Below are 11,961 nucleotides of genomic sequence, written 5' to 3'. Positions count from 1 at the left end.
CGCTAGCCTCCGCTGATTGTTGACGGACGGCAGTCAGCTCTCGTCGAAGTCGTGTGCCGCCACCCGCAGGGGTCGCAGCATCGCGAAGATCTCCGCGCATTCCTCCGCGTCGTACGCGCCGAGGCCGAAGTCCATGGCCATGAGGTCGCGGGTGGCGGACTCGACGACCTCGCGGCCCTTGTCGGTGATGGTGGCGAGGGTGCCGCGGCCGTCGTTGGGGTTGGGGCGCTTGGCCACGAGGCCGGACCTGACCAGGCGGTCGACCGTGTTGGTCACCGAGGTGGGGTGCACCATCAGACGCTCGCCGATCTTCGACATCGGCAGTTCGCCCGCCTTGGAGAAGGTGAGCAGGACCAGCGCCTCGTAGCGCGCGAAGGTCAGGCCGTACGGCTTGACCACCGCGTCGACCTCGGCGAGCAGGATCTGGTGCGCGCGCATGATCGAGGTGATCGCGGCCATGGACGGCACGTTTCCCCAGCGCTGCTTCCAGAGTTCGTCGGCGCGGGCGATGGGGTCGAAAGGGAGACTGAGGGGCTTTGCCACGTCATCAGACCCTACCCGTCGGTCATATCGTGGTCAGCCCTGTCTCGGCTTTCGGTACGCGAGACAGGGCCGGCTGTCAGCAGGTCGTGCCCGGCTTCACCGGTGTCAGGTCGATGAGGTAGCCGTCCACGGCGTCGTCCACGCAGCTGCCGCCGCGCCCGTACGCGGTGTGCCCGCGTCCCTCGAACGTCAGCAGCATGGCCCCGGGCAGCTGGCGTGCCAGGCTCCGGGCCTCGTGATACGGCGTGGCCGGGTCGCCGGTGGTGCCCACCACGAGGACCGGCGGCAGGCCGTCGCCGGTGGCCCGGTGCGGGCCGGGCCCGCGCTGTGGCCAGCCCTTGCAGTCGAGCGCGGCGACCACGCTCTCGGAGCCGAAGTCGCCCTCGGCGAGGTGCGCCTGGTCGAGGGCCTTCCAGTACTCCTCGGGGTTCTTGGGGTGGGGGATGTCGACGCAGTTCACCGCGGTGATGGCCACGTCGGAGTTGTCGGGGTGGACCTCCTGCTCCTCCACGTCGTCGCCGCCCTCGCCCTCGCCCTCCTCCCCGGCGGCGATCGCCGCGAGGCTCGTTCCGTCCCCCGCGGCCGCCTCGCCCAGGCCCTGGGACAGGGTCTCCCACTGCTCCTCCGGCGTGTACATCGACGCCACCACGGCACTGTGCAGGGTCAGCGCGTCCAGGCCCCACTCGGCGTCGTCGACCGGCAGTGGCTCCTCGGCGGTCCGCTCGTAGAGGTCGTCGAGCAGCTCGCGGATACCGGCGGGCGTGTCGGCGGGGCAGGCGTCCCCCGCCACGTCGGCGCAGTGCTCGGCGTAGTCGTCGACCGCGGCCCGGAATCCGGCCGCCTGGCTGCGGGCACGCTCGGACCAGTCCAGCGAGGGGTCGATGGCTCCGTCCAGCACCATCGCGCGGACCCGCCGCGGAAACAGCTCGCCGTAGGCGGTGCCCAGCGATGTCCCGTAGGACCAGCCGAGGTAGCTCAGTTCGCCGTCGCCGAGGGCGGCGCGCAGCACGTCCAGGTCGCGGGCGGCGTCGACCGTGCCGACGTGCGGCAGGATCGCGCCGCTGTGCCGCTCGCAGGCGGCGGTCACGCTCTCGGCGGCGGCCAGTGCGGCGCTGCGCTGCTCGTCGGTCGCGGGGTGGAGCGGCTGCGGCTCGGCGTCATCGGCGTCCGTAACGGTCCCGGTCTCGGCGTCCGTATCGGTCCCGGGCTCAGGGTCCGTATCGGTCCCGGTCTCCGGATCGGCCCGGGTCTCCGTATCCGCCTCGTTCTCGCCTTCGTCCTCGGCGCCGCAGTCCACGGCCGGCTCGCTGCCCGCCACACCGCGCGGGTCGAACCCGACGATGTCGAAGCGGGCCCGCAGGCGCTCGCTGAACGCCGCCGCCCCGCCGTCCTGGAGCAGGGCGACCCCGGATTCCCCGGGCCCGCCCGGGTTGAAGACCAGGGACCCGACGCGGCGGGCGGGGTCCGTCGCGGTGACCCGGATGAGGGGGAGGGTGAAGGTCCTGCCGTTGTCGGGTGCCGAGTAGTCCATGGGGACCTTCAGCGTCGCGCACTCCTCCTCGCCGCAGGGCTCCCAGCGCAGCTGCTGGCTGTAGAAGACGCGCAGGTCGGCGCGGGCGGCGGGGTCCTCGGCGGCTGCCTCGGGCTTCTTCTGCGTACAGCCGCCGAGGGATCCGGCGGCGAGGGCGGCCGCCGCGGCCAGGACGACGGCGCGGCCGTGCCGCGTGCCAGGGGTGAACAAGGGTTACTGCTCCGGAATACGGGTCGACCACGGCCGTGGCGTGCGCACGGCAACAGCACCGTACGGAGCGGGACGGCTCCCTCGCATCGTTCTCCGGTAGAGGCCGCTTCCGCCCGTTTTCCCTCGGAGGGATGACAACCGATGCGCCCGTAAACGCATCCGGGCAGCGCCGCCCACCCGACTACACCGCGCTTCTGCGCGCCTCCACCACCAGCAGTAAGCAGCACGCCATGCCCAGCGCCCCGGCACCCACGACCGTCGCCCGCACCCCCACCAGCTCCGCCGCGACCCCGGCGAGGGCCGGATGCGGGGCTGCTGCCGTCGCGGCGGTACGGGCATCAGGTGCTGTACGAGCGGACGCCGTTGGGGATGGCGCCGGTGTCGGGCGGCGACTGACTTCACGTCAGCCCTCATATTGAGCGATCGCTCAAACAGGTGTACCTTCCCGTTCGAAGAGATTTGAGCGGTCGCTCAAAAGAACAACGGCCCTACTGGGGGATGCACATGGGTCAGCCGGGCAGACAGAAGGGGCTGTACATCGAGGCGCGGATCCGTGCCGACCTCGACGAGCTGTGGGCACGGACGCAGGACCCCGCCCAACACCAGCGCTGGGACCTGCGATTCACCCGGATCGACTGCCTCCCGCGCGCGGAGGGCGAGCCGCAGCGGTTCCGGTACGCCACGCGCGTGCTGCCGTTCGTCACGGTCGCCGGCACGGGCGTCTGCGCGGGCGAGCGGGAGCGCCCGGACGGCACCCGCACCTCGGCGCTGCGCTTCGCCTCCCCGCATCCGCTGTCCCTCCTCGCGGAGGGCAGCGGCTACTGGCGGTACATCCCCGACGGCGACGGGGTGCGCTTTGTGACGGGCTACGACTACCGCCCGCGCTGGGGACGCCTCGGGGCGGTCGCCGACCGCTGGGTGTTCCGCCCGCTGATGGGCTGGGCGACGGCCTGGTCGTTCGACCGGCTGCGGCTGTGGCTGGAGCGGGGCGTCACGCCCGAGCGGGCGCGCTGGAACTGGCTGGCGGAGCTGGCCGTCCGTACGACGGTGGTGCTGGGCGCCGGCACCGCGCTGGCCGCCGGCCTGGACCCGGCGCTGCGTGCCCTCGGCCCCCTCGCGGCCTCGCTGGCGTTCCTGTGCCCGCTGCTGCTGAGCGTGGCCCTGTGCCTGGCCCTTCTCACCCCGCCCCTGGCGGGCACCCCGGCCGCCCGCCGCTGTCTGCGCCGGCCACCGACCGGCGTGTCGGCGCCCCGGCTGCTGCGAGCACTGGAGAACCCGCGATGACGTCACCCTCCCGCACCTCGATCTTCCGTACGGCGATGGGCGACGACTTCGACCGGCTGCACCCACAGCTGCGCCGCCGCTTCTCGGTGGGGCTGGCGAGCGGTCAGGCGTGCACGGGCCGGGGGGTGATGGACCGGATCTGGCACGGGCCGGGGTTCGTGAAGCCGTTCCTGGCGCTCGGCGCGACGCGCAACATCCTCGTCCCGAGGACGGGCCGCCGGGTGCCCTTCGTGATCGAGAACGTGCCGTACGTGGACGGGTTCGGCCGTGAGACGGTGAGCTTCGTGCGCACCTTCGACCTGCCCGGCGGGCCCCGCCGCTTCGACGCCCAGATGGTGCTCGGCCCGAAGGGCGACCGCGTCCTCGACTACCTGGGCACCCACCAGCACCTCGCGACCGACCTGTACTTCCGCGCCGAGCCGGACGGTTCACTGCTGATCCGCTCCGGTGAGCACCGGTTCCGGGAGGGGCCGGTGGATGTGCGGGTGCCCGAACTGATCGGGGCGACGGCGGAGGTGCGGGAGTCGTACGACGACCGAGCCGGCCGCTTCCGGATCAGTGTCCGGGTCGTGAACCGGTACTTCGGCCCGCTGTTCGGCTACGACGGCTCCTTCACGGCGACGTACACCGATGCCGGCCGCCGCGGGGTCCGGCCCGGGCTGCGGCCGGTGCGTGAGGAGGCCAGGGCGTGAGTCCGGAGACGGCCAAGTCCCTGGAGACGAAGACCAGGCTGCTTCAGGGCGCGCTGCGCACCCTCACCGAGCAGGGCATCGCCAAGACCTCGGCCCGTACCGTCGCGGCGACCGCCGGGGTCAACCAGGCGCTGGTCTTCTACCACTTCGGCTCGGTGGACGAACTGCTGGCGGCGGCCTGCCACTACGGCGCGGAGCAGTCGGTGGCCCGCTACCGGGAGCGTTTAGCGGCGGTGCGGTCGCTCTCCGAGCTGCTGGCGGTGGGCCGCGCCATCCACGAGGAGGAACGCGCGGGCGGCCATGTCACCCTGCTCGGCCAGCTCCTGGCGGGCGCCCAGACCCACGAGACCCTGGGTCCGGCCACGGCGGCGGGCCTGGACCTGTGGATCGTCGAGATCGAGAGGGTCCTGGTCCGGGTCCTCGCGGGCACTCCCTTCGGCGAGTTCGCCGACCCGGCGGGCCTGGCCCGCGCCGTCGCCGCGTCCTTCGTCGGCATCGAGCTCTACGAGGGCGCGGACCCGTCCGGCGCCGCCTCCGCCCTGGACGCCCTGGAGCAACTGGGCGTCCTGGTGAGCGCGTTGGAGGAGCTGGGGCCGGTGGCGCAGCGGGCGGTGCGGCAGTACCTGCGGAGGGCTTCGGGGAGGCGGTGACGGGGCCGACGGCAGGGAGAGCCGCGGGGCTGGGCCGTCAGCGGATGTGCCACTCGTGGCTCGGCACGCAGTCGTGCACCGTGCCGGCCCAGTGCGCGAACGGTCCGGTGAAGAACGCCCGGGTCAGCAGGGCGTCTCCGGCCCGCTGTGCGCGTACCGGAAGGCCGAGCTCATGCGACGAAGCGTCCCCCTCGACGGAGAAGCCGGGCAGCAGGCCCCGGGCTTGCGCGCGCGCGTGGAGTTCCTCGGTCACGTGGGACGGCGGCCGCCCGATCAACGCGTCGCCGTCGACGAAGACCTGCGGACCGCGCAGGGCGTCGACGGCGACGGCCATCAGGCCGCCGGTGTCGGCGTAATAGGCGGTGACAGCCGTTTCGTACCAGGGCGCACCGTCCGCACGGAAGTCGGTCCGGAGTGTCAGCACGCCGTGCGGGCGAGGCAGGGCCGAGCCGTCGGCCGTGAAACCGTGCTCGACCATGACAGACCAGACTCGGCGACGACCGACCACACCCCCAGCGCTACTCGCCCTGCCCCGCCAGGTGCCGCTCGACGGTCTCCACCTTGGAGGTGAGCCCGTCCGTCACGCCGTGGCGGATGTCGGCCTTCAGGACGAGGGAGACGCGGGGGGCGCGGGCCTCGACGGCGGCGACGGCTCGCTTGACGACGTCCATGACCTCGTCCCAGTCGCCCTCGATCGAGGTGAACATGGCATCGGTACGGTTCGGCAGTCCGGACTCACGCACCACGCGTACGGCATCGGCCACGTACGCGCCCACATCGTCGCCGACGCCCAGCGGTGTCACGGAGAAGGCGACGATCATGCGTTCACGACGCCTTCCTTGCGGGCACGGGAGGCGATCACGGCGTCCTCGGCCTCGCGGCGCAGCTTGCGCTCGGCGAAGAAGCCGCCGGCCGGCAGGACGGAGAGGGCGAAGTAGAGGGCGGCGGTCTTCAGGTCCCACTTCGCGCGGTTCCAGGCGTCCGCCCAGAAGATCACGTAGAGGATGAACAGCACACCGTGGACCGCGCCCATCACGGGCACCGCGTTGAAGTCCGTGGTCCGCTTCAGCACCGAGCAGACCAGCAGGATCAGGAAGGACACGGCCTCGGGGGCCGAGACCAGGCGCAGGCGGCGGAGGGCGGAGGCTGTCTTGAGGTCCACGGGTCAGTCACCTTGGGATTCAGTCGGGGGCTTCTTGGATTCAGCCGGTTGTCGCGGTCGGGGCTTTGTGAACACGCGCACAAGCGTTCGTCCATTGTGGCAAACGGCGTCGGCGACCCGCCCCTAGGGGTGCGTTCAGGGTCGTTCTCCTCCCCTTGGCCCTGGCAGGTCCGCCCGCGCGGCGGATACCTTCCCTCTCGTGGCGATGTTTCGACTGCAAGGCAGCAAGGTGCTCGCCGTCGACATGACCGGAGATGCCGTGAAAGCGAAGAACGGCTCGATGGTCGCGTATGACGGGCAGATGGCCTTCAAGAAGCTGACGGGTGGCGGCGAGGGGCTGCGGGGCATGGTGACCCGGCGGCTCACCGGCGAGCAGATGACCATGATGGAGGTGAAGGGGCAGGGGACGTGCTGGTTCGCGGACCGCGCCTCCGACATCAACCTCATAAGCCTCCAAGGGGACAAGCTGTATGTGGAGTCGAGCGCTCTGCTCGCGACCGACGGCGGACTGAGGACCGGGACGACCTTCACCGGTCTGCGCGGCGCCTCGCAGGGCAACGGCCTGTTCACCACGACCGTGGAGGGCCACGGCCAGGCGGCGGTCATGTCCGACGGGCCGGCGATCGTGCTGCGGGTCAGCGCTCAGTACCCGCTGACCGTCGACCCGGGCGCGTATGTCGCGCACCAGGGGAACCTGCGGCAGTCCTTCCAGTCGGGTGTGACGTTCCGCACGTTCCTCGGGGAGGGCGGCGGCGAGGCGTTCCAGATCCGCTTCGAGGGCGACGGCCTGGTCTACGTCCAGCCCAGCGAGCGGACCACGATCGCGGGGGATGTGTGACATGGGCTTCCGTGAGATCAACTCGAAGATGATCGAGGCGACCGTCACCCCGGGCCAGCGACTGTTCAGTCAGCGCGGCGCGATGCTCGCGTACAAGGGCGAGGTGTCCTTCACGCCCAACATGCAGGGCGGTCAGGGCGGCATGATGTCCATGATCGGGCGTCGGCTCGCCAACGAGGACACCCCGCTGATGACCGTGGAGGGCAACGGCACGGTGCTGTTCGGGCACGGCGGCCACCACATCGAGGTGATCAACCTCTCCGGCGACACCCTGTACGTCGAGGCGGACCGCCTGCTCGCCTTCGAGGGCACCCTGCAGCAGGGGACCATGTTCATGGGCTCCCAGGGCGGGGTCATGGGCATGGTCCGCGGCCAGGTCAGCGGCCAGGGGCTGTTCACGACGACCCTGAAGGGCCATGGCGCGGTGGCCGTCATGGCGCACGGCGGTGTGATCGAGGTCCCCATCACCCCCCAACGGCCCGTCCATGTCGACCCGCAGGCGTACGTCGCCCACCACGGCGACGTACGCAACAAGCTGTCGACCGCGCTCGGCTGGCGGGACATGGTGGGCCGCGGCTCCGGCGAGGCGTTCCAGCTGGAGCTGAGCGGCAGCGGTGCGGTGTACGTCCAGGCGTCCGAGGAGAAGCTGTGACCGCTGTGACCATCTACGACCCGATGACGCTGCCCGCCGACGACAACGTGGACAGCTACACCTTCTGCGTGGAGCTCAAGGGCTCCCAGTGGTTCCTGCAGAAGGGCAAGATGATCGCCTACTACGGCTCGATCGAGTTCAACGGCATCGGGCACGGCGCTTTGGACCGGCTTGTCCGTACGTCGTTTCATTCGCCGTTGCACGCGAGCGACTGGGTGGTGGCCCAGGGCTCGGGCAAGATGCTCCTCGCCGACCGGGCCTTCGACGTCAACTCGTACGACCTGGAAGACGGCAACCTGACCATTCGCTCGGGCAACCTGCTCGCTTTTCAGCCAACTCTGTCGCTGAAGCAATCGATCGTGCCGGGTTTTCTGACGCTGATCGGAACCGGGAAGTTCGTGGCCGCATCTAACGGTCCGGTGGTGTTCATGGAACCTCCCATTCGGGTGGACCCACAGGCACTCGTCGGCTGGGCCGACTGTCCGTCCCCGTGCCACCACTACGACCACGGGTACATGACAGGCGTACTGGGCGGTCTACGTGCACTGACGGGCCTCGGGGGGACCTCCGGGGAGGAGCACCAGTTCGAGTTCGTGGGGGCCGGCACCGTACTGCTCCAGTCGTCCGAGACGCTGATGGCGGAACAGGCGACGGGGGCGATCCCGTCCGCGGCCGGGGTACCCGGTGGCGGCGGGGGTCACGGACCCCAGGGATCGCAGGCGGGGGCACCGCGCCTTCCCGGACAGCTGGGGGACCTCCAGCGTCGCTTCGGGCTGTGAGCGGTAGTCTGCGGAGTGTGACGTCGAACGCGTGCGCACCGTCACACCACCCTCATTAGTTCGCCTTTCAACATCTTAGGTAGACTTCATTCATGGAGACCGACACGGCCACGCGCTGGCTGACCGATGCGGAGCAGTGCGCCTGGCGCACCCACCTGGAGGTCAACAGGCTGTTGACGTACCAGCTCGAAAAGGACCTGCAGCCGTTCGGCCTGACAATGAACGACTACGAGATCCTGGTCAATCTCTCCGAGTCGGAGGACGTCCGGATGCGGATGAGCGACCTCGCGTCCGCCACCCTCCAGTCCAAGAGCCGCCTCTCGCACCAGATCACCCGCATGGAGAACGCGAACCTGGTACGCCGCGAGAACTGCGAGTCCGACCGCCGCGGCCTCTACGCGGTCCTCACCGACCACGGCATGGAGACCATGAAGAAGGTCGCACCCCACCACGTGGCGTCCGTCCGCCGCCACTTCATCGACCTCCTCTCCCCGGAGGCCATGGTCGAACTCGACCACGCCCTGAAGCCCATCGCGGAACACCTCCGCGGGCAGCGGGGCCGCCCCTGACGCCGCTACGGCGTCATCGGACAGGCGGAGCTCCAACAGAGCTCCGCCTGCGGGCGCTCGGCCGGTGGTACTGATCCCCCGCTGCCCTTGCACCTGCCCCAAGTCAGGCAGTGCGCGGGGTCAGGGTGATCCGCGGTTCAGCTCTCCGTGAGCCCCGCCACCAGCTCATCCGCCGCCCGATAAGGATCCAGCTCCCCCGCCACGATCCGTTCCGCCAGCGCGGTCACATGGCGGTCGCCGTGGAGGTCACCGATCCGCTCCCGCAAAGCCGTGACCGCGATGGTCTCCACCTCGTGGGCCGCGCGGGCGAGGCGGCGCTCCGCGAGGACTCCGTGTTCCTCCATCCAGGCGCGGTGCTTCTCCAGGGCCTCGACGACCTCGTCGACGCCCTCGCCACGCGCCGCGACCGTCTTGACGATCGGGGGGCGCCAGTCGCCGGGGCCGCGGGCCTCGCCGAGGCCGAGCATGTGGTTGAGCTCGCGGGCGGTGGCGTCGGCGCCGTCGCGGTCGGCCTTGTTGACGACGTAGACGTCGCCGATCTCCAGGATGCCCGCCTTGGCGGCCTGGATGCCGTCGCCCATCCCGGGGGCCAGCAGGACCACCGACGTGTCCGCCTGGGAGGCGATCTCGACCTCCGACTGGCCGACACCGACCGTCTCGACGAGGATCACGTCGCAGCCCGCCGCGTCCAGGACGCGGATCGCCTGCGGGGCGGCCCAGGCGAGGCCGCCCAGGTGGCCGCGGGTGGCCATGGAGCGGATGTAGACGCCGGGGTCGGAGGCGTGGTCCGACATGCGGACGCGGTCGCCGAGCAGGGCGCCCCCGGAGAAGGGGGACGACGGGTCGACGGCGAGGACGCCGACCCGTTTGCCCTGTTTGCGGTATGCCGTCACCAGCGCCGACGTCGAGGTCGACTTACCGACGCCGGGAGAGCCGGTGAGGCCGACGACATAGGCTCCGCCCGTCAGCGGGGCCAGCGCCGCCATGACCTCTCTGAGCTGCGGGGACGCCCCCTCCACCAAGGAGATCAGCCGGGCCACGGCCCGGGGCCGGCCTTCCCTGGCCTGGGCGACCAACGAGGAGACGTCCTGCATCACAGCTCCGTTCACGTAGGGAAAGACAGGTCAGGCCCTGGGGACCCGCACGATCAGCGCGTCGCCCTGGCCGCCGCCACCGCACAGCGCGGCCGCGCCGACCCCGCCGCCGCGTCGCTTCAGCTCCAGCGCCAGGTGCAGCACGAGCCGGGCGCCGGACATCCCGATCGGGTGACCGAGGGCGATGGCTCCGCCGTTGACGTTCACCTTTTCCGTGGACACCCCGAGGTCCTTCATTGACTGGACGGCCACGGCGGCGAACGCCTCGTTGATCTCGACGAGGTCCAGGTCCGAGACCTCCAGGCCCTCCTTCTTCAGGGCGTGCAGGATGGCGTTGGACGGCTGGGACTGCAGGGAGTTGTCCGGGCCGGCGACATTGCCGTGGGCGCCGATCTCGGCGATCCACTCCAGGCCCAGCTCCTGCGCCTTGGCCTTGCTCATCACGACCACGGCCGCCGCGCCGTCGGAGATCTGCGACGAGGTGCCGGCGGTGATGGTGCCGTCCCTGGTGAACGCCGGGCGCAGCTTGCCCAGCGACTGAGCGGTGGTCTCGGCGCGGATGCCCTCGTCCTTGCTGAAGACGACCGGCTCGCCCTTGCGCTGCGGGATCTCGACCGGGGTGATCTCGGCCTCGAAGACGCCGTTCTTCTGGGCGGCGGCGGCCCGCTGGTGCGAGAGGGCGGCGATCTCGTCCTGCTCGGCCCGGCCGATGCCGAGGCGCGCGTTGTGCTTCTCCGTCGACTCGCCCATCGGGATGGTCTCCCAGGGGTCGGTCAGACCGTCGTACGCCATCGCGTCGAGCATCTGCACCGCACCGTACTTGTAGCCCTCGCGGGTCTTGGGGAGCAGGTGGGGGGCGTTGGTCATGGACTCCTGGCCGCCGGCGACGATCACGTCGAACTCGCCGGCGCGGATCAGCTGGTCCGCCAGGGCGATGGCGTCCAGGCCCGACAGGCAGACCTTGTTGACGGTGAGCGCCGGGACGTTCATCGGAATGCCCGCCTTGACCGCGGCCTGGCGTGCCGGGATCTGCCCTGCCCCGGCCGTGAGCACCTGGCCCATGATGACGTACTGCACCTGGTCGCCACCGATCCCCGCACGGTCGAGGGCGGCCTTGATCGCGAAGCCGCCGAGGTCGGCTCCGGAGAAGGACTTCAGCGAACCCAGCAGTCGTCCCATGGGCGTACGCGCACCCGCGACAATCACCGAGCTGTTGGTAGATGACATGAGCTGCGATCCCCTTACCGGCTGCACAGCCGAGGAGTGAACGAGGGTTTACTTCGAATGTACTGAGTGGCACTTCGTGCCGTCATCGGGCCGTCGGTGTGATCGCGCGCACGTTGCGTAACCACCTCCTGGGCGCTCCACTGAATCCATGCTGACGCGAATCGACCACATCGGGATCGCCTGCCACGACCTCGACGCGACCGTCGAGTTCTACCGGGCCACATACGGCTTCGAGGTGTTCCACACCGAGGTCAACGAGGAGCAGGGCGTGCGCGAGGCCATGCTCAAGATCAACGAGACGTCCGACGGCGGCGCCTCCTACCTGCAGCTCCTTGAGCCGACCCGCCCCGACTCCACGGTGGCGAAGTGGCTCGACAAGAACGGCGAGGGCGTCCACCACATCGCCTTCGGCACGGCGGACGTGGACAGGGAGGCCGGGGACATCCGCGACAAGGGTGTCCGGGTGCTCTACGAAGAGCCCCGGCGCGGTTCCATGGGGTCACGGATCACCTTCCTGCACCCCAAGGACTGTCATGGTGTTCTGACAGAACTGGTCACTTCGGCGCCTGTTGAGTCGACTGAGCACTGACCCACGTACATATGGGCCGGTAGGGTTGGGGGCGGTCGCTCCCCCAAAGGGGCGGCCGTGTGCCGGGGTCCGGGTTTCGGGGGTACGAGCGGCGGGCAGTAGCCCATGCTGCGCCGTTGATCTGACACCATTCCCCGGGGG

The 11,961-nt window shown here is 70.4% G+C and carries 15 protein-coding genes; 8 read left to right on the top strand and 7 right to left on the bottom strand.

Going from position 1 to position 11,961, the window contains the following annotated elements:
* Nucleotides 1–33: 33 nt before the first annotated feature.
* Nucleotides 34–543, bottom strand: a complete 510-nt coding sequence (locus ACH5AC_RS04020; RefSeq protein ID WP_398860007.1) for a MarR family winged helix-turn-helix transcriptional regulator — start codon at nucleotides 541–543, stop codon at nucleotides 34–36.
* 76 nt (nucleotides 544–619) lie between these two features.
* Nucleotides 620–2,284 carry an alpha/beta fold hydrolase gene (locus ACH5AC_RS04015; protein ID WP_398860006.1) on the bottom strand — a complete coding sequence of 555 codons (1,665 nt, stop codon included), beginning with the start codon at nucleotides 2,282–2,284 and terminating at the stop codon, nucleotides 620–622.
* 504 nt (nucleotides 2,285–2,788) lie between these two features.
* On the opposite strand from ACH5AC_RS04015, the gene ACH5AC_RS04010 reads away from it, so the two are divergent.
* Genes ACH5AC_RS04010 through ACH5AC_RS04000 form a run of 3 tightly spaced genes read left to right on the top strand, consistent with a single transcriptional unit; the run spans nucleotide 2,789 to nucleotide 4,910 of the window.
* On the top strand, nucleotides 2,789–3,568 hold the full coding sequence (locus ACH5AC_RS04010) for a hypothetical protein (protein ID WP_398860005.1): 780 nt from the start codon (nucleotides 2,789–2,791) through the stop codon (nucleotides 3,566–3,568).
* Complete coding sequence (locus ACH5AC_RS04005; protein WP_398860004.1) at nucleotides 3,565–4,260, top strand: DUF4166 domain-containing protein; 696 nt, start codon at nucleotides 3,565–3,567, stop codon at nucleotides 4,258–4,260. Before ACH5AC_RS04010 ends, ACH5AC_RS04005 begins: the two co-directional genes overlap by 4 nt.
* On the top strand, nucleotides 4,257–4,910 hold the full coding sequence (locus tag ACH5AC_RS04000; protein WP_398860003.1) for a TetR/AcrR family transcriptional regulator: 654 nt from the start codon (nucleotides 4,257–4,259) through the stop codon (nucleotides 4,908–4,910). Before ACH5AC_RS04005 ends, ACH5AC_RS04000 begins: the two co-directional genes overlap by 4 nt.
* A gap of 37 nt (nucleotides 4,911–4,947) precedes the next feature.
* Here the strand turns inward: ACH5AC_RS04000 and ACH5AC_RS03995 are convergent, their stop codons facing one another.
* The 3 genes from ACH5AC_RS03995 to ACH5AC_RS03985 are packed head-to-tail and all read right to left on the bottom strand — an operon-like array spanning nucleotide 4,948 to nucleotide 6,072.
* The gene (locus ACH5AC_RS03995; RefSeq protein ID WP_398860002.1) at nucleotides 4,948–5,388 is read right to left on the bottom strand and encodes a hypothetical protein; all 441 of its coding nucleotides are present in this window, start codon (nucleotides 5,386–5,388) and stop codon (nucleotides 4,948–4,950) included.
* Between the two features lie 40 nt (nucleotides 5,389–5,428).
* Nucleotides 5,429–5,731 (bottom strand): MTH1187 family thiamine-binding protein, encoded by a 303-nt coding sequence (locus ACH5AC_RS03990; protein WP_398860001.1) that lies wholly within the window; start codon nucleotides 5,729–5,731, stop codon nucleotides 5,429–5,431.
* Entirely contained in the window at nucleotides 5,728–6,072 is a 345-nt protein-coding gene (locus ACH5AC_RS03985; protein WP_398860000.1) for a DUF3817 domain-containing protein, read from the bottom strand. Before ACH5AC_RS03985 ends, ACH5AC_RS03990 begins: the two co-directional genes overlap by 4 nt.
* A 205-nt stretch (nucleotides 6,073–6,277) precedes the next feature.
* Between ACH5AC_RS03985 and ACH5AC_RS03980 the strand changes: the two genes are divergently transcribed.
* The 4 genes from ACH5AC_RS03980 (at nucleotide 6,278) to ACH5AC_RS03965 (ending at nucleotide 8,910) form a co-directional block, all read left to right on the top strand.
* Complete coding sequence (locus ACH5AC_RS03980) at nucleotides 6,278–6,910, top strand: AIM24 family protein (protein WP_398860076.1); 633 nt, start codon at nucleotides 6,278–6,280, stop codon at nucleotides 6,908–6,910.
* Nucleotide 6,911: 1 nt separating this feature from the next.
* Nucleotides 6,912–7,562, top strand: coding sequence for an AIM24 family protein (locus tag ACH5AC_RS03975; protein WP_398859998.1), 651 nt, complete (start codon nucleotides 6,912–6,914; stop codon nucleotides 7,560–7,562).
* A 23-nt stretch (nucleotides 7,563–7,585) separates the two neighbouring features.
* Nucleotides 7,586–8,341 carry an AIM24 family protein gene (locus tag ACH5AC_RS03970; protein WP_398860075.1) on the top strand — a complete coding sequence of 252 codons (756 nt, stop codon included), beginning with the start codon at nucleotides 7,586–7,588 and terminating at the stop codon, nucleotides 8,339–8,341.
* A 92-nt stretch (nucleotides 8,342–8,433) separates the two neighbouring features.
* Entirely contained in the window at nucleotides 8,434–8,910 is a 477-nt protein-coding gene (locus ACH5AC_RS03965) for a MarR family winged helix-turn-helix transcriptional regulator (RefSeq protein ID WP_398859996.1), read from the top strand.
* Nucleotides 8,911–9,047: 137 nt separating this feature from the next.
* Here ACH5AC_RS03965 and meaB read toward each other — a convergent pair whose 3' ends face one another.
* Nucleotides 9,048–10,004 carry a methylmalonyl Co-A mutase-associated GTPase MeaB gene (gene meaB, locus ACH5AC_RS03960; RefSeq protein WP_398860074.1) on the bottom strand — a complete coding sequence of 319 codons (957 nt, stop codon included), beginning with the start codon at nucleotides 10,002–10,004 and terminating at the stop codon, nucleotides 9,048–9,050.
* Nucleotides 10,005–10,034: 30 nt separating this feature from the next.
* Nucleotides 10,035–11,231, bottom strand: a complete 1,197-nt coding sequence (locus ACH5AC_RS03955; RefSeq protein WP_398859995.1) for an acetyl-CoA C-acetyltransferase — start codon at nucleotides 11,229–11,231, stop codon at nucleotides 10,035–10,037.
* Nucleotides 11,232–11,379: 148 nt separating this feature from the next.
* On the opposite strand from ACH5AC_RS03955, the gene mce reads away from it, so the two are divergent.
* Nucleotides 11,380–11,820 (top strand): methylmalonyl-CoA epimerase, encoded by a 441-nt coding sequence (gene mce, locus ACH5AC_RS03950; RefSeq protein WP_398859994.1) that lies wholly within the window; start codon nucleotides 11,380–11,382, stop codon nucleotides 11,818–11,820.
* Nucleotides 11,821–11,961 lie beyond the last annotated feature (141 nt).

Source organism: Streptomyces sp. NPDC018693 (genome assembly GCF_044391385.1).
Classification (GTDB): Bacteria; Actinomycetota; Actinomycetes; order Streptomycetales; family Streptomycetaceae; genus Streptomyces.
Note: the sequence above shows the minus strand (reverse complement) of the source record. Positions and strands in the feature narration are given on the sequence as shown.